Origin of the sequence: Dinghuibacter silviterrae (assembly GCF_004366355.1) — a bacterium.
In the GTDB taxonomy this organism is placed as follows: Bacteria; Bacteroidota; Bacteroidia; order Chitinophagales; family Chitinophagaceae; genus Dinghuibacter; species Dinghuibacter silviterrae.
Window position 1 is genome coordinate 980,032 of the sequence record NZ_SODV01000001.1, and the last position, 18,314, is coordinate 998,345.

The following is an 18,314-nucleotide window of genomic DNA, read 5'->3' on the forward strand; positions in this document are numbered from 1 at the left end:
TACGTAGATTCATATTGTAAAAATCCAATATGGAAAACCGTCTTCCTTCGCCCCTCGGCGAGGATATCCTAACCAATCACCTGCAAGGCGTGAAACAGGCCGAGCGGGAAGGCTTTGAGGCTGGAGTCAAAAGAGGGCGCAACGCCCTTTTCTGGATCGCAGTGCTGCTGGTCCTTTCCCAGACACTGATTTCCTATGCCCGGCAGGAGCTGACGCTTCAGTTTCTTGGGCTTGTCCTTTTCTTTGGGACTTTTTTCGCAGCCATGGGTTTTTATACCCATAAGCGGCCTTTTGTCGCCCTGCTGGCCGGGACGCTGGGGTATATATCGCTGTGGGTCATCGACCTGGCGTGTGGGTATGCGCGGGGGGGTGCGAACATGGCCACGGGAGTGCTGGTGCGGGTCGCGTTTACGATTTTCCTGATCAGGGCGTTGCCCGCGGCCCGGCGGCTGGAACAATTAAAACGGAATGGATGATCCTGTTGGTGTTCGTGCTGGTGCTCACGGGGATCATCATCTTTGGCATCCCTTTCTTTACCGGGGTGTTGATGTCCCTCCTGCTTTGGCAGGCCCGGAGGAAAAAAGTGGTGGACGCGCGTCCCTGGATAAAAGCTTTGATGTTCGCGGTCAGCCTCCTGGGTGCCACAGTGCTCTCGGGGCTCGTCGTATACGTCTTATTCGAATACTTACCAGCCTAGCAAATAAGCAAAAATCAACGGTGCCACGATCGTGGCGTCGCTTTCGACGATGAATTTGGGCGTGTCGATCCCCAGTTTTCCCCAGGTAATCTTTTCGTTCGGAACAGCCCCGGAATAGGACCCGTAAGAAGTCGTGGAGTCCGAAATCTGGCAGAAATACGACCAGAAAGGGACGTCGTGCCATTCCAGGTCCTGGTACATCATGGGGACGACGCAGATGGGGAAGTCGCCCGCGATGCCACCCCCGATCTGGAAAAAGCCCACGCCCTTGCCCCCGCTGTTTTCCCGGTACCAACCGGCCAGCCACGTCATGTATTCGATGCCGCTTTTGACGGTGGAGGCCTTCAGCTCATTCTTAATGACATAGCTGGCAAAGATGTTCCCCGTGGTGGAGTCTTCCCAACCCGGTACCACGATGGGGATGTTCTTCTGCGCGGCGGCGATGATCCAGCTGTTCTTCGGGTCGATCTCGTAGTATTGTTCCAGGTCGCCGCTCAGGACCACCTTATAAAGGAATTCGTGGGGAAAATAACGCTCGCCTTTTGCCTCGGCATCCTTCCAGACCTTGACCAGGTGTTTTTGCAAACGGCGGAATGCCTCTTCTTCCGGGATGCAGGTATCCGTGACGCGATTGTAGTGGTTTTCCAGGAGGTCCCATTCGTCCTGGGGCGTCAGGTCCCGGTAGTTGGGTACGCGTTTGTAGTGGGAGTGGGCGACCAGGTTCATGACGTCCTCTTCCAGGTTGGCACCCGTGCAGGAGATGATCGCAATTTTGTCCTGGCGGATCATTTCGGCCAGCGAAAGTCCCAGTTCCGCCGTGCTCATGGCACCAGCCAGCGTAACCATCATTTTGCCCCCTGCGTCGAGGTGGGCCTCATACCCTTTGGCGGCGTCCACCAGGGCGGCCGCGTTAAAATGGCGGTAGTGATGCTGGATGAATTGGGAAATGGGACCCTTTGACATATTGCGTACGTTTTGAGCCGCAAATGTAAGGGTTTTGGCGGAGGCCCAGGGTTAAATCTGGGCTCCGCCAGGGTTAAAAAAAGGCGGCCCTCAGGGCCGCCTTTTTGCGTTATTGCTGTTTGTCGAGGCGCTCGGTCTCTTCCATGTCGTTCCCGATGATCTTCACGGTGTACCAGTGGGCATCGTCCTGGAGCTTAATGTAATAAGCGACGTCCTCGTTCTGGTTCTTGGAGAGCTCGGTCACACCGGCGATGTTTTTGCCGGCATACCTGGTCTTCAACAGCGACAGCACGGTAAGGGGGAGGCGGTCTTCACCATAGTACCGGATAACGCTGATGATCTGGCCGTCCCGGTCGAAGTTGGCGACGGTTTTGACGTCATACATGCGGAAATAGGCGGTGTACGTGTCTCCATCCTTGCTTTCGGTCCAGTTGATGGCCTCCGCATTGGGGAAGGTTCTTACAAAGGCCTTTTTGGCCTTTTCGTTTACGTCCCGGACAGGAGCCTCAGAGGCCAGGGCGTAGGTGGTGAGTGTTGCAGACAGCAAAAGGCTGACGGCGATCTTTTGTGCGGGGATAATGAAGTTCATGGCTATTATGTTTGAAATTGGAAAAAACAGAATTCTGAAACAAAGTTGATGAATTGCGGAAAAGCAAGCGGATAAATGGTATCATAGGTTATACCGGACCGTGAACTGGATAAGATGGTGTACAAATGAATTTGCAAAGCCTCTTTTTCGGTTCGCTGAAACCCTTTGCTGTAGTGAGACGCAGCCGATTATTACTTTGTTACTACGCCAAGGTTAATCTTGTGTTAAACTACAACGATGGATTTCGTAGATAGGATGAATGACCGGCCGGGAATTGAAAATTGTCTTGTACATTGTGGGGGTGAATTACCTGGCCCATGCGTATCTGTCCTTTGGTTCCGATGTTGTCCTGGTGGGCAACATGGTCAGTGATTTTGTAAAGGGAAAATCCCTGGAAGCCTACCCGGTGGGGATACAAAAGGGTATCCGGTTACACCGGCGCATCGACGATTTTACCGACGCTCATCCCGTTTTCAAGGAAGCAAGACAACTGCTGGCGCCCGCGGTGGGGCGGTACAGCGGGGCGTTCCTGGACATCATTTTCGATCATTTCCTGGCGACGGACCGTTTTACAACCGATGGGCTCGCTGCCTTTTCCCAGCACGTGTACAGCGTGATCCGCAAAGAAGAAACCCTCCTCCCCCCTGCTTTTGTCCAGATGTTCAACTATATGGTCCGGCAGGACTGGCTGTACCACTACGCTACCCGTGAAGGCATCAGGCGCAGCCTGGAAGGCATGGTCCGGCGGGCAAAATATGTCCCCGCCGGCGCGCCCATATACGCCCTGTTCGAGCGGCACTACGAAGCGCTCGGGGACAGCTACCGCAAATTTTTTCCGGAATTGGAGGCCTACGCACGCGAGCACTTTGCTTTATAGGTACTTTTGCTGTGTAATACCAAGAGCTATGAGATTGGAAACAAAGTTGATCCACGCCGGTGTGGAACCCGATCCGACGACCGGGGCCATCATGACACCTATTTACCAGACGTCTACTTATGTGCAAAAAGCACCGGGGGACCACAAAGGGTACGAGTACGCCCGGACCCAGAACCCCACCCGGGATGCCCTCCAAAGTGCCCTCGCGGCGATCGAAAGCGGCTCCTGGGGTCTTTGTTTCGGCTCCGGTATGGCGGCCACCGACGCGGTTCTGAAATTGCTCGAACCCGGGGACGAAGTCGTCGCTGCCGACGACATGTACGGGGGTACCTATCGCATTTTTACAAAAGTATTTGAGAAATACGGCATCCGTTTCCACTTTGTGGATATGCAAAACCCGTCTGCGGTAGCGGCTGTCCTGAACGCACGGACGCGGCTGATCTGGACCGAAACGCCGACCAACCCGATGATGACCATCACCGACATCGCCGCGGTGGCCGAACTGGCCAAAGCCCACAAGGCGTTGCTGTGTGTGGACAATACTTTTGCCTCCCCGTACCTGCAAAATCCCCTGGAATGGGGTGCGGACCTGGTCGTACACTCCGCCACCAAATACTTAGGTGGTCACAGCGACGTCGTCCATGGCTGTATCATCGGTAAGGACGCTGCCTTGGAAGAACGCCTCCGGTTTATACAAAACAGCTGCGGCGCCGTCCCGGGCCCCCAGGATTGTTTCCTGGTTCTCCGGGGTCTGAAAACCCTGCACGTCCGCATGCAACGCCATTGCGAAAACGGCAGGACCGTCGCCGAGTGGCTTCGGGCCCACCCGAAGGTCGGCAAGGTTTACTGGTGCGGTTTCGAAGACAGTCCCGGTTTTGCCGTTGCCCGCAAGCAAATGCGTGATTTCGGCGGGATGATGAGCTTTACCCTGAAGGATGACCGTATGGAAGCGGCCAACCGCGTACTAAGCTCCACCCGCTTGTTTTCCCTGGCCGAATCCCTGGGTGGCGTGGAATCCCTGATCGGGCACCCTGCCTCCATGACCCACGCCTCGATCCCCCGGGAAGACCGGATCCGGCGCGGTCTCCTGGATTCGCTGATCCGCCTCAGCGTCGGCTTGGAAAACGCAGACGACCTGCTGGCCGACCTGGATAGGGCTATTGGGTAATATATGGAGAAGCTAAAGGAATTTCTGGACGCGAGGGTAGAAGAATACAACCGCCCGGACTTTATTCCGGACGACCCCATCTCCATTCCCCACCGCTTCACCCGCTTACAGGACATGGAGATCGCTGCTTTTTTCGCCGCCATCTTTGCCTGGGGCAACCGGAAGATCATCATCGCCAAGTCGGCCGACCTCATGGCGCGTATGGACAATGCCCCTTACGAATTCGTTCGCGGGCACCAGCCCTCCGACCTCAAACGCCTCCTGGATTTCAAACACCGGACGTTCAACGCGACCGACCTGCTTTATTTCATCGAGTTCTTTGCGCAGTACTATGCGCGACATGACTCCCTGGAGGAGGCTTTCCTGAAGGGGTATCGGCGCGGCTCTATTGAAGGCGCCCTCAACGGCTTCTACCACACGTTTTTCGGCCTGGAATACGTCCCCGACCGCACGCGAAAACACATCGCCTCTCCTGAAAAAAACGCCTCCTGCAAACGCATCAATATGTTCCTGCGATGGATGGTACGCTCCGATAACAAAGGAGTGGATTTTGGGGTATGGAAAAAAATAAAACCAGCATCCCTCGTCTGTCCCGTCGACCTTCATGTCGCGAGGGTAGCCCGGCGGTTGGGGATTCTCCAAAGACCCGTGGTGGACTGGCGAGCCGCCATGGAATTAACGGACATTCTCCGTGGATTTGATCCGAAAGACCCCGTTAAATACGACTTTGCGCTGTTCGGTTTGGGCGTGATGGAAAAAAAATGAGGATGGAGCCGCAGGACGATATTATACAATGGCTCCAGGGCAGCATTCCAGTACCTGTACCAGTGACCAGGACCGCGGAAGAGCTCATGGCCTGGCTGACCACGTATTGCAACGGCCTTCTGGTCGCCGATTTCCCGGCCCTTGTTCAACTCCTGTACCGCGTAGACGTATCCGAAGCGAAACTCAAATACCTGCTCAAACATTCAGATGGAGAGGATGCCGGGAGGATTATGGCGCTGCTCCTGCTGGAGCGCGTCGGGCAGGTCGTCGCCGCACGCAAAAAATACCGGATGCCCGACCAGGACATCCCGGAAGAAGATAAATGGTAACAACTATGTCGACACCCATCCTGTTCATCACGGGCGCGAGCCGCGGCATCGGCAAAGCCATCGCGCTGAAAATGGCCGCCGGTGGCGCCCGCATCGCCATCGCCTCCAAAACAGAAACACCCCACCCCAAGCTGGATGGGACCATCTATACGGCTGCCGAAGAGATCGAGCGTGCCGGGGGACAAGCCCTTCCCCTGGTCTGCGACATCCGCGACGAGGCCCAGATCAACGCGGCCGTGGAAGCCACCGTTGCCAAATTTGGCGGGATCGACATCCTCGTCAACAACGCCAGCGCCATCAGCCTCTCCAAAACACCCCAGACCGAGGCCAAACGCTTCGACCTCATGCACCAGGTCAACGTCCGTGGGACGTTCCTCGTGAGCAAGGCGTGTATCCCGCATTTGGCGCGAAGCAGCAATCCCCATATCCTCACCCTCGCCCCCCCATTGAACCTCGATCCCCGCTGGCTGGGCGCCCATCTCGCCTACACCCTCAGCAAATTCGGCATGAGCATGGTAGCCATGGGCCTGGCGTCCGAACTCGCCCCCGAAGGCATCGCCTCCAACACCCTCTGGCCCCGCACCACGATCGCCACCGCGGCCGTCCTCAACCTCCTCGGCGGCGAAGCCCTCGCCTCCATGAGCCGCACCCCCTCGATCGTCGCCGATGCCGCCGCCCTCATCTTCTCCCGCCCTGCCCGCACCTTCACCGGTCAACACCTCATCGATGAGGACCTACTCCGCGAGTCCGGCCTCACCGACTTCACCTCCTACGCCGTCGACCCCTCAAAACCCCTGGCTCCGGATATATTCCTCTAACCTCATAACCTCATGACCTCTGCCCTCTAACCTCTAGTCCCCAAGCCTGATTGCCCGGCCGAGGGGGGGTATGTCCATTTTACTCCTTTTCCTCAGGGAACCGAAACGTTTTGGCATCGTTCGAATCACCTGAGGAAAAGGAGTAAAATGGACATACCCCCCCTCGGCCTAGCGGCATGGTTTGTTCTCAAAGTAGAGTTATAGGCATGTTGCGGTCAGGACCAGTTACTTCAGGATTTTGAGCTTCACCATCTCGATCCGGGTATCGGAGACCTGGAGGACATCGAACTCGTAGTGGCCGATGATGATCCGTTCCTTGGGTTTGGGGATCGTTTCGTATTCGTTGATGATGTAGCCGGAGAGCGTTTCTGATTCGTTTTCGGGGAAGTCGAGGTTGTATTTTTCGCGGAGGTAGTCGAGTTCGAGACGGCCGGAAAAGATGTATTCGTCTTCGGCGATTTGTTTGTCGACGAATTCCTCGGTATCATATTCGTCCTGGATTTCGCCAAAGATTTCTTCGAGGAGGTCCTCCATGGTGACGATGCCGGAGGTGCCGCCGAACTCGTCCACGACCCAGGCGATGCTCTTCCGTTCCAGCGTGAATTTATTGATCAGGTCGGTGACGCTCATGGTTTCGGGGACGGCGGGGATCGGCAGCAGCACCGATTCTATGTCTTTTGGCTCTTTAAAAAGGTCCAGCTGATGGATGTACCCCTGGATGTTGTCGATGTTTTGTTCGTAGACCACCAGTTTGGATAGCTGACTATCGACAAACTTCCGACGCACTTCTTCGATAGGGGTATTTTTTTCTATCCCTTCTACTTCCCGCCTCGGCACCAGGCACTGGCGGACGCGCATGGACGGGAGGGACAGGGCGTTTTCAAAAAGTTCCTTGTTGAGCTCCTGCATGCCGTTTTCGTCGGAGGCCTGTTCGCTTTGCTGGATAAAGTTGTCCAGGTCCACCCTGCCGAAAAACTCCTTGTGTTCGGTGGTACGGACGTCAAAAAGGTATTTGAGGGACCATTCGCTTACAAACACAAAAAATGCAGCGATCGGGTAGAGCAGACCGTAAAAGAAACGAAGAAGCCGGGCAAAAAACGGGAGGATATAGTCCTTTTTGGCGCGGAATATGGCCTTGAACAGGAATTCGGTCAGCAGGAACAAAAGCGTCGCCAACAGGGATTCGAAAAGGAGCCGTACGTAGGGACCCTGGGCGATCTCCGGAAGCCGTTTCCAGACTGGTGATAAAAAACGGTCCACCAAAAGGGTATATATAACCACGATAATGCTCAAGGCTACCACCAGTGTCGCCACCAGCTTGGTGGGTGCTTCCAGGAAACGGGACAGGATCTTTCCGCTGGTCAGCCCTTGTTTTTTCTTTAGTTCAATGGAAAGCTTGTTGGCCGACGTAAAGGCCATTTCTATCCCTGCAAAAAAACCGGTTAGCAAAAGGGAAATGGCGATGCCGATGATGTAGGATACATCCATAGATCAATAAAAGTAGCCTTTTTTGGTGGAATGTACAAAGGGCGGGGCTCACTCAGACCGTGTCGTAGAACCTCCTCAAAAACCCCCGGATGAGGGCTTCTGCCTCCACGCAAGCCTGGACGAGCTCCCGGTTGACGATCGTTGCCTTAAAATGCGGCTGGAAGGACATTTCGTATTCTGCCTTGTTTAACCGGGTTTCCAACGATTCCGGCGTTTCGGTGCCCCGGCTGAGCAGCCGTTTTTTCAATTCTTCCACGCCAGGCGGTTGTACGAAAACCGAAAGTGTATTGAGCGGATATTGCTGTTGGACGTGGATGGCGCCCTTAACGTCTATGTCCAGGACCGGCACCTTGCCCAACGCCCAGATGCGTTCCAGCTCCGAACGAAGGGTGCCGTAGTACTTGCCTTCGTACACCATTTCCCATTCGGCAAAGGCATTTTCCTGGATGCGCTGCTGAAAAACCGCCAGGGGCAGGAAATAATAGTCCCTTCCATCCACCTCCCCCTTACGTGCGGCACGGGTAGCCGCCGAAACGGAAAAGCTCAGTTCCGGGATCCGGTCAAGGAGATACCGGACGATGGAGGTTTTCCCCGCCCCGGAAGGGGCTGTGAAAATGACAATGGGTTGTTGGGCGCTCATATCCATGATCCTGCAAAGAACGTGAAAAAAAAGCGGCCCCGTTCACGGGAGCCGCCTGTTCTATAGGGAGCGTGCTTACCTGAGTGTATACATGATTTGCATTTTGGCGATACTGGTTCGGTTGACGATCGAATTGCCCTGGTCGTCCACCTGGTTGGCCGAATGCTGGAGCCCACGCTGGTACTGGACCGTGGCGCTAAACCGGTGCCAGGTGTAGTTGGCGCCCACCAGGTAACGGATATCCGAGGTCTTGACTTGCGGCTGTTGTTGGTCCTGGTTCGTCGCCGTGTTGCTGACGTAATACAAAGCTAAATTGGTCAGGGGTGTTATGGTCGTCCGGGTATCATCCTGTTCGGAGAGCAGACGGGAATATTGTATGCCCGCCTCGACGTTCAGGTGGCGGACGACCGCCCACTCGACGCTGACCGGTACGTCCAGGTACAACAGCCTTCCGATCTTGGTCGAAGACGTGGAGGCAGGCAACGCTGCATAGGCCTGAACGGTGCTGTCCATGACCGTGAGGTTTTTTTGAGAAAGCGTTTTGGTATAGGCCACGGGAGACGGTCCCGCCACCCCTGCCTTCAGGCTGAGCTTCGGGGTAAGCCGGTACCGGGTGATAAACACCGGGTAAAGACCGGGTTCCCACTTGGACTGGTTGTTCACGGTAACGGTGCGCATACTCCCGGGGAAATTGGCGCCAAGACCTACATCAAAACCCCAGCGGCTGTGGTGGGCGGGCCGGATCGGACCGGCCGGGGCCCCGGTGGAGGCCAGGAGCCTCGGGGAGGCCGCCAGCGGTTTTTCGAGGAAAGGCATTTTCAGGTCCGGCGTGGCTCCGGAGTATCCTCTGGTAGTGGTCGTACAAAAACAGGCTGAACCGGGGTTTCCGGATGTTTCCAGCACCAAAACGTCTTGCGGCTTTGTTTGCGACAGCAGGGTTTCCTTATCGCTGTTCGCCAATATTTGGCGCGACCCTTTGTCGCTCGCCCGGCTACCGGTGAGGCTGCCTGCGGGGAAACGATCGTCCCTGCGTGATCCGGTGGTTCCGGTTGTGGTGGCAAGGTCCCTGGAAGGTTCGCCGGACGGGTACGCCCCGTCGTTTTGGGCCGTGGCCGGTACGCCGCCAGCCGGTACGCCGCCCGCTTGTACTCCGCCGTTTTGTGCCCCGGCGGCTTGCGCTCCGCCCGCTTGTGCCCCACTGGTCTGCGCTCCGGCGGCTTGTGCTCCGCCCGCTTTGGCTCCATCGGCCTGCGCGACCGAGGTTTGCCCGCCGGCACCAGCCCGCGATCCGCTCCCGGTCGTCACTGCCAGCGGCGTCTTGGTTTTGGAAGAATGTGCCTCGTGGATCAAGGCCCAGGCAGCGCCGGCAAGGATGAGGCAAGCGGCGGCGGCGTACCAGCGGCGGAGCTGGTAGACCGGCCGGGGGCGGACCGTAGCATCCAGCAGCGCGCGCATCCGCTGCCAGCCGGTCTCCGGATCGGGAACCTCCGTTTCGGCCAGTTTGTGCTTAAGGTGGTCAAACAATTCGTCCCTCATGAATACATATTTTTTTGCCTGGAGGCGTCCAGGGCGGAGTCGCCTCCTTCTGAGAAATATTGTCTCAACTTCTTCCGGGCTTCCGTCAGGTGCCAGCGGGAGGTACTCTCGCTGATGCCCAGGGTGGTTGCGATTTGTTTGTGTGAATAGGCCTCGAACAGATGCATGTTCAGGACCGTTTTGGTCGTCTGGGGCAGCCGTCTGATCCCCTGGAGGAGAATATCCGGATTGAGGTCCGATATGGGCGCCTCCTCCTCCGGAAGCTCCCCGATATTGTCCAGATGAACCACCTGGAAGGCCCGCCTGTTGCGGCTCCGGACATAGTCGATGGCCGTATGGGTGACCACCGTCTTGATCCAGGCTTCTATCGCGCCCAGGCTGGAATTATATTTATGGATTTTGGTGAAAACCTTGAGGAAACCATCGTTGAGCACAGACATCGTCTCCATATCGTCCTGGCAATAGCGCTGGCATATCCTGTATAGTACAGGAAAAAAGTGCTTATAGAGCAATTCCTGGGACTTTCTGTCGTCCCGGAGGCATCCCTCTACCCAATCTTGGATTTGTCCCGGATTCAATCCCTGAAGCTGTTTTTTTGGTTGGGGCAGCTACACACAAGATGCGGCGACCCGCTTAATAAAACGGTATGGGAAGGCTGTTCGCTGGGTTAAAAAAATGCTAATTCCGGCACCGGGCGCGCCCAAAAGCGCGCCTAGTTGACGCGCCGTATATCCGCTCCCAGCTTACGAAGCCGCTCGTCGATATACTGGTATCCACGGTCGATCTGTTCGATGTTCTGGATGGTACTCCGGCCCTCGGCGCTGAGGGCGGCGATCAGGAGGGCGACGCCCGCCCGGATGTCGGGACTGCTCATCGTGATGCCCCGGAGGCGGCGCTGGCGGGCCAGCCCGACGACGGCGGCGCGGTGCGGGTCGCACAGGATGATCTGGGCGCCCATGTCCATCAGCTTGTCGGTGAAGAACAACCGGCTTTCGAACATTTTTTGGTGGATCAGGACGCTGCCCCGGGCCTGGGTGGCCACGACGAGGAGGATGCTGAGCAGGTCGGGGGTAAAGCCCGGCCACGGGTGATCGTAGATGGTGGGGATGGAGCCGTCAAGGTTGCCCTGAATGGAGTACAGCTCCTGTTCCGGGACCCGGATGTCGTCCCCTTCCAAAAACAATTCGATCCCCATTTGCCGGAATTTGTCGGGGATCTGGCCCAGGTGCCCCAGACCGGCGTTCCGGATGGTGATGGCGCTTTGGGTCATGGCGGCCAGCCCGATAAACGATCCTACCTCGATCATGTCGGGGAGGAGGCGGTGCTCGGTCCCATGGAGTGCGGTGACGCCCTCGATGGTCAGGAGGTTGGAGCCTATGCCCGTGATCCTGGCGCCCATGCGGTTCAGCATCAGGCACAATTGCTGTATGTAGGGTTCGCAGGCTGCGTTGTAGATGGTCGTGGTGCCCTTGGCCATGGAGGCAGCCATGACGATATTGGCCGTGCCCGTGACCGACGGTTCGTTCAGGAGCATGTACGTGCCCCTCATGTCCTGACCGTTGAGCGTGAAGTAGTTGTCCCCGGTATTGTAGTCGGGCCGCACGCCCAGCTTTTCAAAACCGATGATGTGCGTATCCAGGGGTCTGCGACCGATCTTGTCACCCCCGGGTTTGGGGATAAAGGCTTTTCCAAAACGGGCGAGCATGGGTCCGGCGATCATCACGGACCCCCGAAGGCGCCCGCCCTTCTGGCGAAAGGCTTCGCTTTCGAGATAGCCGGTATCTACCTTGTCCGCCTTGAAGATGCAGGTATCCCGCGAAGGACGGTCTATGGACACGCCCATTTCTCCCAGGAGTTCTATGAGGAGATTGACGTCCAGGATGTCGGGAATATTGTTGACCTTGACGGTCTCGGGGGTGAGGAGTACGGCGGAGATAATTTGAAGGGCTTCGTTCTTGGCACCTTGGGGAGTGATTTCCCCTTTTAGTTTTTTACCGCCTTCGACCTGGAAAGCACTCACTTAAATCGTTTTTTATTAAACCGGTTGTTGCCGCCCGCGCCGTTGCCGCGGTTGTTGCCGTCGCGGCTGCCGCCCGGACGGTTGCCGTTACCTCCGCGGTTCCCGTTATTGCTCCGGTTCCCGTTGGTGCCACGGTTGTTTTGCGAATAGTGTTGTTTGTGACGAGGCTTGCCGACGTTGGATATGAAATCTTCCCTTTCCGGGGACGCGCGGTGCTTGACAAAAGGACGGTTGTTGAACTCAAGCTGGCCTTGGGTAAGGTTGCTCAGCTCTGCCTGGATAGAGTCGTCGTGGACGAGCTCGTGGTGCCAGTTGGAGTACGCCAGCTTCATGTAATAAGCGATGGCGTTGGCAAACCCCTGGCGTTTGTCGGCGTCTTCCTCGCTGAGGGCTTTGTTGATCACCGTTTCGATGTTCTTACCGAGGTGGTTGAACTTCGGATACCGTTTCGGGTAGGGAAGCCGCTCCGGTTTGGTCTTCAGGGTTTCCCTGGTCGGAATCGGATAGGGGCTTTCTACCTCCAGTTTGAAATCGGATATAAGGAAAAGGTGATCCCAAAGTTTGTGGCGGAAATCTTCTACGTTGCGAAGGTGCGGATTCAGGAAACCCATCAGTTCAATCAGGGCGTAGGCGTTCTTTTGTCTCCTTTCCGGGTCCTCAATCGTTAGCAGGTAATCCACCATCTGCTGAATATGGCGGCCATACTCCCGCATGGTCAGCCCGGTGCGTAATGTATTATATTCCATAAAATGTGTCTCAAACAAAAGTACGGTAAATTTCACAAGGGACCCTTTTGTACTTTTGTGCCCCCGGGCGACCGCCCGGGCCCCTGATCATGCACCTTGCGATAGACGGAACCTTATGGGAAAACCATAGCCCCGATGGGTACGACCGGATGGCCAGATCCCTCCTGGACGCCCTGGGGCAGCCCGCCACCTTCCTGGGAAGGGGCCCCGTCCCGGCCGCCTTTGCGGCGCCCGGCGCCAGTGCAGGCCGGGCCTCTGTCGCGGCGCCGGCCGTCATTGTAGGCCGTGCTTTCGCCGAGGGCCGCTGGATGCAGGCGGAGCCGAATCTGATGGAAAAAATAAGGCCCGCCGGCTGGCTCAAACGAACCATCCCCCGGGTCATGACCGAAGCCCACCTCGACCGTTGGATCAGCTTTTCCGGGAACACCTCCGCCCCCGGCGGAAGGATCTTCCTCAAGGATGTAGCGCCCCTGCTCTGGCCGGACACCGCCCCCCGGGGCGCGGCCGACGCCCTCCGGGCAAGGTACGCCGAAGCCCTGGAGGACCCGGGCACGGAAGTGCTGCTGTTCTCGAAGCGCGCGGCGGAGCTCTTGGGCGACGGCGCGGGTCGCAGCCACCAAGCCGCCAGCGACGGCGGGCCGGCGATCACCAACGGCGCCGCCGCGAGCCGCGTCCACGTCCTCCCGCCATACTACGGCCCCGCCCCGGTGGCGGACCGCGACGCCATCAAAGCCGAATACGGCCAGGGCAAAGAATACTTCCTTTGGACCGGCTCCACCGGAGACCACTGGAGGGACGCCATGAAGGCCTTTTCCCAGTTTAAAATGCGGCAAAGGAGCCATATGCGGCTGGTCCTGGCGCCCTGGGGGGCGCCGACGGGCGGCGCGGGGACAAGCCCGGGCGAGGGCATACAGGAAGGCCTGGCGACATACAAATTCCGCGCGGACGTCACCGTCCTTGATCCGGAAAAGCGGGGGCCGGAAAAGTGGGAACACGCCGCCCTGGGCGCGTACGCCCTTTTATATACGCCCGAAAAAGAGGAGTTGGGTTGGGTCACCCTGGCGGCGGCAACGCTTGAAACGCCCCTCATACAGACAAAGCGGAGCGTGGCCACGGAATGGGCCGGGGATGCCGCGGAGTGGGTAGACCCGGGGGATCCGGCGTCGATAGCGGAGGCGATGTTGCAACTTTTCAAGGACGAGGCGTACCGGAGCCGCCTTTTAAAAAGAGGAAGGGCCCTGGCGGAGGCAATGGGACCGGAGAAGGTGATTAATCGTTACCTTTGCCATCTTAGTTAATTGTTTAATATGAAGAAGAGCACCATTACGGTAGACGTTTATTTGGACGAGCAGAAGATACCGGAGAAGATCGAATGGATGGCGGCGGACAGCGCCGTGTCGGAAAAAGAAAGGGCAAAAGCCCTCCTGATGGCCCTCTGGGATGGTGCGGACAAAACCGCCATGCGGATCGACCTCTGGACAAAGGACATGATGGTAGACGAAATGGCGGATTTCTATTACCAGGTATTGCTCACCATGGCGGATACCTACGAAAGGGCGACCCACCACGCGGACCTGGTGGCCGACATGAAAAAATTCGCCGCTGATTTTTATAAGAAATTCAGGGAAATTCAATCAAAGGGAAACACTTAAATCGCTATGTCACTGGAACAAACCATTAATACTGACCTGAAAACGGCCATGCTGGCCAAGGATGAGCCGACGGTGCGCGGACTTCGCGCGATCAAGGCGGCCATCATCTTAGCCAAAACCAGCGAGGGGAACAACGGGGCCGTTACAGAGGCCCAGGAACTCACCCTGCTTCAAAAACTTGTCAAGCAGCGGAAGGACTCCATCACCATCTTCCAAGAGCAAAACAGGAACGACCTGGCGGGAAAAGAACTGGAGGAAGTAGCGGTCATCGAGCGCTACCTGCCCGCACAGATGAGTCCGGAAGAGCTGAAAACGGCCCTCAAGGCCATCATTGAAAAATTGGGCGCCAAAGGACCTGCCGACATGGGCAAGGTCATGGGGGCGGCGAACAAAGAGCTGGCCGGCCGGGCCGACGGGAAGTCCATCGCCGCCGCCGTGAAGGAATTGCTCTAGATGATCATCGACGTCCTGCTCCTGTGTATTGTCGCTTTGGGGGCCATCCGGGGTTTTTTCCGCGGGCTGGTCCTGGCGTTGTTTGCCCTGGTGGCCTATATCCTGGGGCTGGCGGCGGCCATGAAGTTTTCGCATGCGGCCGCAGCGTGGCTGGCACCGATGCTTCACGCGGGTCAAAGATGGATGCCGCTGATCGGTTTTCTTGTTGTGTTTTTCGGCGTAGTACTGCTGGTGCGCTGGCTGGGTATATTGCTGCAAAAAGCAATGGAAGGGCTGATGCTGGGTTGGGCCAACCGGCTCGGAGGGATGGTATTTTATATCGTACTATACGTGACGATCTACAGTGTTCTGCTCTTTTACCTGGTAAAAATGCGGTTGATAGGCCCCGATACGCTGCGGCATTCGGTCACTTATCCTTATCTTTCGCCCATCGCGCCAAAAATCATCGGGGCGCTGGGCCTGGTGCTTCCCTGGTTCAGGGACATATTTGACAGGCTGGACAAATTCTTTGATAAAGTAGGCCCATAGTCCTATTTTAGCACCTGGGATGGCTTAAGGAAATAATGAGTAAATTTGAGGGAGTTGCGCCGAGGGCGCCCCAAGGTGGTGCGGGGCACCGGAGGTGCCCTCAAGATGGTGCAGGGCGCCGGAGGCGCCCATAGATGGAGATTAATCAACGGAAGATTTTTGGAAGAATGAACTACGAAATCAAACAGGAGGAGAAGTTCAGGTTTATTGAAGAAGGTCAGGGAGAGCCTCTTATCCTTCTGCATGGCTTGTTCGGAGAGTTGAGCAACTTTAAGGATCAGCTTGGCTACTTTAGCCGGCACGGCTATAAAGTGGTCCTGCCCCTCCTTCCGCTTTTAGACCTGGACCTGCTGCACACCTCGGTGGGAGGATTGCAGAAATACGTGCATAAGTTCATCGAAACCAGGGATTACCAGGATATACACCTCCTGGGCAATTCTTTGGGCGGGCACGTGGCGTTGCTACACACCCTTAAACACCCTGAGCGGATCAAGTCCCTGATCCTCACCGGTAGCTCCGGCCTTTTCGAAAACGGAATGGGCGACAGCTACCCCAAGAGAGGAGACTATGAATATATACGGCGCAAGACGGAGCTGACATTTTACGACCCCGCGATGGCTACCAAAGAGCTGGTCGACGAGGTATACGCCATCACGTCCAACCGCCTCAACGTGGTCAAGATCATCGCCCTGGCCAAAAGCGCCATCCGCAACAACCTGGGTGAAGAGGTCAGCCAGATCCAGCAGCCTACCCTGCTCATCTGGGGGAATAACGATACGATCACGCCGCCGTTTGTGGGTAAAGAGTTCCACCGATTGATTCCTCATTCCGAGTTACATTTCATTGATAAATGCGGGCACGCGCCGATGATGGAAGTTCCCGGGGAGTTTAACCAGATCCTGGAAAAGTTCCTGACCAAGTTGCCGGTGAGTGCCTGATAAAAGGACTACACATGCGGGCCGTTAACCTAATTTCACACGCTGTCCCCTTTCTGCGGGTACAAGACACCGTAAGGCAGGCCTTGCAGCTCATGACCGACTTCCACATCACGCATCTTCCCGTGGTCCAGGACGACAAGTACCTGGGGCTGGTGGAGGAGAATGCTTTGCTAGACATCGCCGACGAGGACACGCCGCTGGGTGAGACAGGTCTTGCCTGGAACCGCGCGGCCATCGGGGAGGAAGAGCATTTTCTCGCCGTTCTGCGTTTGTGGAAAAAAACGCGTCTCAGCGTCATCCCCGTCATCAACCGGGACATCGAGTTGCAGGGAGTGATCACCGCCACAGAGCTGCTGCTGGCCCTGGACGAGTATACCGCGGCGGAAGAACCGGGCGGTTTGATCGTCCTGAGCATCGAACCCCGGAACTTTTCGCTGAGCGAGATCGGGCGGCTGGCAGAATCCAACGACGCCACCATCGTACACGTGGCTACACAAAAGGACCCAACTACGGGTATGCTGAGCGTGTCGATCAAATTGAACCGGAATGATATTCAGGATATTCTCGCCACCTTTCAGCGATACGAGTATACCATAGAAACCTATTTCGGCGACAACCTGTCGGAAGATGATCTCCGCTCCAACTACGCTCACCTGATGAACTACCTGAACATTTAATGCTCGCGCGGCTTTGTGTTTGCGCGTTGCTCCTGCTACAAACGGTCGTGGTTTCAGCGCAGGACACCAGCACCGTCGTTGTACGGCGGATCGTGCTGACCGGTAATAAAAAAACAAAATCCTTCATCATCCTTCGGGAAGTGCCCTTCCGGGCGGGCGATCGCGTGCCCGTAGCGCAGTTGACGGGTCTTTTGCAAAAGGCCCACGACCAGCTCATGAACACCTTCCTGTTCATCAACGTCGTGCCGGGGATCATGGGGTGGAAGGACGGGGCGCTGGATGTGGTCTTTGACCTTAAGGAGCGCTGGTACATCTTTCCCATCCCCTATCTGAAGATCATCGACCGGAACTTTAACCAGTGGTGGGTGGAAGAGAACCACAGCCTGCAACGGGTAGACTACGGGATCCATTTCTCCTGGTACAATATGACCGGACGCAACGACAAGATGCACCTGTACCTGGAGAGCGGCTACAACCGCCTGGTCAACCTGGCGTACGAAAGCCCCTACCTGGACCGGCGGTTGCGACAGTATTTTACCTTTGGCGCACTATACAACAACGCCAAACAGGTCAATTTCGCCACCGACTCCAATAAGCAGGTATTTTTCCCCGATACCACCCACCTCCAGGATGTTTTTGTCCACCGGACGATCCAGGGCAGCGTCGGGTATGTCTACCGCCTCGGGTCCACCCAAAAGCATTCCGTTCAGTTGACGTATACCGACGAACAACTGGGAGATACGATTAACCGGCTGACGGGGGAGAAGGGGTACGGGTCTTACTTTGCAAACAATCGCACGCACGTCCGTTACCCGGAACTCAGTTACACCTACCAGTACTTCGGCGTGGACTATATACCCTACCCGCTCAAGGGTTTTACGGTTTTTGCACAGATCGACGACAAGGGCTTGGGGATAAGTCCCGACGTCGACCTTTGGACGCTGACCCTGAGGGGCGGGTATTACCGGCCGCTGGCCCGCCGCACCTTCCTGGGGGTGGAGGGCACCGTGGTCGCCAAGACGCCCTCGGCCCAGCCGTATGCATTTACACACCTTTTGGGGTTTGGCGGCTTGTACCTGCAGGGGCTCGAATACTACATCGTCGATGGGAATTTTGGCGCCCTGGGCCGGGTGACCCTCCGGCAAAAACTCGTTGACCACGACTTCACCACGATCTTCCGCGGCAGCCGGTTGTACGGGACCCTGCCCATCCGTGTTTTCTTAAAAGCGTACTTCAATGCGGGCTACGCATCCCTGAGCGGACCGTCCTACGGGAGCTTTTTGAACAACCGTTTTTTGTATACGGAAGGGATCGGGCTGGACGTCGTTACCATATACGATCTACAGCTGAAGATCGAATTCTCTTGGAACCAATTGGGGCAAAGCGGGCTATTTTTGCATAATTACAAAGGTTTTTGAATAACTTTCCAA

At 56.6% G+C, this 18,314-nt stretch carries 22 protein-coding genes; 14 read left to right on the forward strand and 8 right to left on the reverse strand.

Annotation, left to right across the window (positions count from 1 at the left end):
- Window positions 1-29: 29 nt before the first annotated feature.
- Together EDB95_RS04300 and EDB95_RS04305 are read left to right on the forward strand one after the other, a co-directional pair.
- Window positions 30-476, forward strand: coding sequence for a hypothetical protein (locus tag EDB95_RS04300; protein ID WP_133990925.1), 447 nt, complete (start codon window positions 30-32; stop codon window positions 474-476).
- Complete coding sequence (locus EDB95_RS04305) at window positions 473-697, forward strand: hypothetical protein (protein WP_133990927.1); 225 nt, start codon at window positions 473-475, stop codon at window positions 695-697. The genes EDB95_RS04300 and EDB95_RS04305 overlap by 4 nt, the downstream gene beginning before the upstream one ends.
- Here EDB95_RS04305 and EDB95_RS04310 read toward each other — a convergent pair.
- Together EDB95_RS04310 and EDB95_RS04315 are read right to left on the reverse strand one after the other, a co-directional pair.
- Window positions 686-1,660 (reverse strand): deoxyhypusine synthase family protein, encoded by a 975-nt coding sequence (locus EDB95_RS04310; protein WP_133990929.1) that lies wholly within the window; start codon window positions 1,658-1,660, stop codon window positions 686-688. The two genes, EDB95_RS04305 and EDB95_RS04310, sit on opposite strands and share 12 nt — an antisense overlap.
- A gap of 109 nt (window positions 1,661-1,769) precedes the next feature.
- Window positions 1,770-2,249 carry a hypothetical protein gene (locus EDB95_RS04315; RefSeq protein WP_133990931.1) on the reverse strand — a complete coding sequence of 160 codons (480 nt, stop codon included), beginning with the start codon at window positions 2,247-2,249 and terminating at the stop codon, window positions 1,770-1,772.
- A 301-nt stretch (window positions 2,250-2,550) separates the two neighbouring features.
- Here EDB95_RS04315 and EDB95_RS04320 point away from each other — a divergent pair, with 301 nt between their 5' ends.
- Genes EDB95_RS04320 through EDB95_RS04340 form a run of 5 tightly spaced genes read left to right on the forward strand, consistent with a single transcriptional unit; the run spans window position 2,551 to window position 6,206 of the window.
- Window positions 2,551-3,126 (forward strand): acyl carrier protein phosphodiesterase, encoded by a 576-nt coding sequence (locus EDB95_RS04320; RefSeq protein ID WP_246073500.1) that lies wholly within the window; start codon window positions 2,551-2,553, stop codon window positions 3,124-3,126.
- A gap of 28 nt (window positions 3,127-3,154) precedes the next feature.
- Window positions 3,155-4,294: a cystathionine gamma-synthase gene (locus EDB95_RS04325; protein WP_133990933.1), complete on the forward strand. Its 1,140-nt coding sequence runs from the start codon at window positions 3,155-3,157 to the stop codon at window positions 4,292-4,294.
- Window positions 4,295-4,297: 3 nt separating this feature from the next.
- Entirely contained in the window at window positions 4,298-5,059 is a 762-nt protein-coding gene (locus EDB95_RS04330) for a TIGR02757 family protein (protein WP_133990935.1), read from the forward strand.
- Between the two features lie 2 nt (window positions 5,060-5,061).
- A complete protein-coding gene (locus EDB95_RS04335) occupies window positions 5,062-5,388 on the forward strand; it encodes a hypothetical protein (protein ID WP_133990937.1) in 327 nt (108 codons plus the stop codon).
- 5 nt (window positions 5,389-5,393) lie between these two features.
- The gene (locus EDB95_RS04340) at window positions 5,394-6,206 is read left to right on the forward strand and encodes an SDR family oxidoreductase (protein ID WP_133990939.1); all 813 of its coding nucleotides are present in this window, start codon (window positions 5,394-5,396) and stop codon (window positions 6,204-6,206) included.
- A 225-nt stretch (window positions 6,207-6,431) separates the two neighbouring features.
- Here the strand turns inward: EDB95_RS04340 and EDB95_RS04345 are convergent, their stop codons facing one another.
- From EDB95_RS04345 to EDB95_RS04370, 6 genes are all read right to left on the reverse strand, one after another.
- A complete protein-coding gene (locus EDB95_RS04345) occupies window positions 6,432-7,694 on the reverse strand; it encodes a hemolysin family protein (protein ID WP_133990941.1) in 1,263 nt (420 codons plus the stop codon).
- Between the two features lie 52 nt (window positions 7,695-7,746).
- Complete coding sequence (gmk, locus tag EDB95_RS04350) at window positions 7,747-8,340, reverse strand: guanylate kinase (RefSeq protein WP_246073502.1); 594 nt, start codon at window positions 8,338-8,340, stop codon at window positions 7,747-7,749.
- A gap of 69 nt (window positions 8,341-8,409) precedes the next feature.
- Entirely contained in the window at window positions 8,410-9,870 is a 1,461-nt protein-coding gene (locus tag EDB95_RS04355; RefSeq protein ID WP_133990943.1) for an outer membrane beta-barrel protein, read from the reverse strand.
- Window positions 9,867-10,448, reverse strand: a complete 582-nt coding sequence (locus EDB95_RS04360; RefSeq protein WP_162852477.1) for an RNA polymerase sigma factor — start codon at window positions 10,446-10,448, stop codon at window positions 9,867-9,869. Before EDB95_RS04360 ends, EDB95_RS04355 begins: the two co-directional genes overlap by 4 nt.
- Window positions 10,449-10,582: 134 nt before the next feature.
- Entirely contained in the window at window positions 10,583-11,890 is a 1,308-nt protein-coding gene (gene murA / locus EDB95_RS04365) for a UDP-N-acetylglucosamine 1-carboxyvinyltransferase (protein ID WP_133990947.1), read from the reverse strand.
- Entirely contained in the window at window positions 11,887-12,636 is a 750-nt protein-coding gene (locus EDB95_RS04370) for a DUF4290 domain-containing protein (protein WP_133990949.1), read from the reverse strand. Before EDB95_RS04370 ends, murA begins: the two co-directional genes overlap by 4 nt.
- An 89-nt stretch (window positions 12,637-12,725) precedes the next feature.
- Between EDB95_RS04370 and EDB95_RS04375 the strand changes: the two genes are divergently transcribed.
- The 7 genes from EDB95_RS04375 (at window position 12,726) to EDB95_RS04405 (ending at window position 18,302) form a co-directional block, all read left to right on the forward strand.
- Entirely contained in the window at window positions 12,726-13,934 is a 1,209-nt protein-coding gene (locus EDB95_RS04375; RefSeq protein WP_133990951.1) for a glycosyltransferase family protein, read from the forward strand.
- 9 nt (window positions 13,935-13,943) lie between these two features.
- Window positions 13,944-14,288, forward strand: coding sequence for a gliding motility protein GldC (gldC, locus tag EDB95_RS04380; protein WP_133990953.1), 345 nt, complete (start codon window positions 13,944-13,946; stop codon window positions 14,286-14,288).
- Window positions 14,289-14,294: 6 nt separating this feature from the next.
- Window positions 14,295-14,741, forward strand: coding sequence for a GatB/YqeY domain-containing protein (locus EDB95_RS04385; RefSeq protein ID WP_133990955.1), 447 nt, complete (start codon window positions 14,295-14,297; stop codon window positions 14,739-14,741).
- On the forward strand, window positions 14,742-15,269 hold the full coding sequence (locus tag EDB95_RS04390) for a CvpA family protein (RefSeq protein ID WP_133990957.1): 528 nt from the start codon (window positions 14,742-14,744) through the stop codon (window positions 15,267-15,269).
- A 167-nt stretch (window positions 15,270-15,436) separates the two neighbouring features.
- Window positions 15,437-16,207: an alpha/beta fold hydrolase gene (locus EDB95_RS04395; protein WP_133990959.1), complete on the forward strand. Its 771-nt coding sequence runs from the start codon at window positions 15,437-15,439 to the stop codon at window positions 16,205-16,207.
- A gap of 14 nt (window positions 16,208-16,221) precedes the next feature.
- Window positions 16,222-16,884 (forward strand): CBS domain-containing protein, encoded by a 663-nt coding sequence (locus EDB95_RS04400; RefSeq protein ID WP_133990961.1) that lies wholly within the window; start codon window positions 16,222-16,224, stop codon window positions 16,882-16,884.
- Window positions 16,884-18,302, forward strand: a complete 1,419-nt coding sequence (locus tag EDB95_RS04405; protein ID WP_133990963.1) for a BamA/TamA family outer membrane protein — start codon at window positions 16,884-16,886, stop codon at window positions 18,300-18,302. The genes EDB95_RS04400 and EDB95_RS04405 overlap by 1 nt, the downstream gene beginning before the upstream one ends.
- Window positions 18,303-18,314 lie beyond the last annotated feature (12 nt).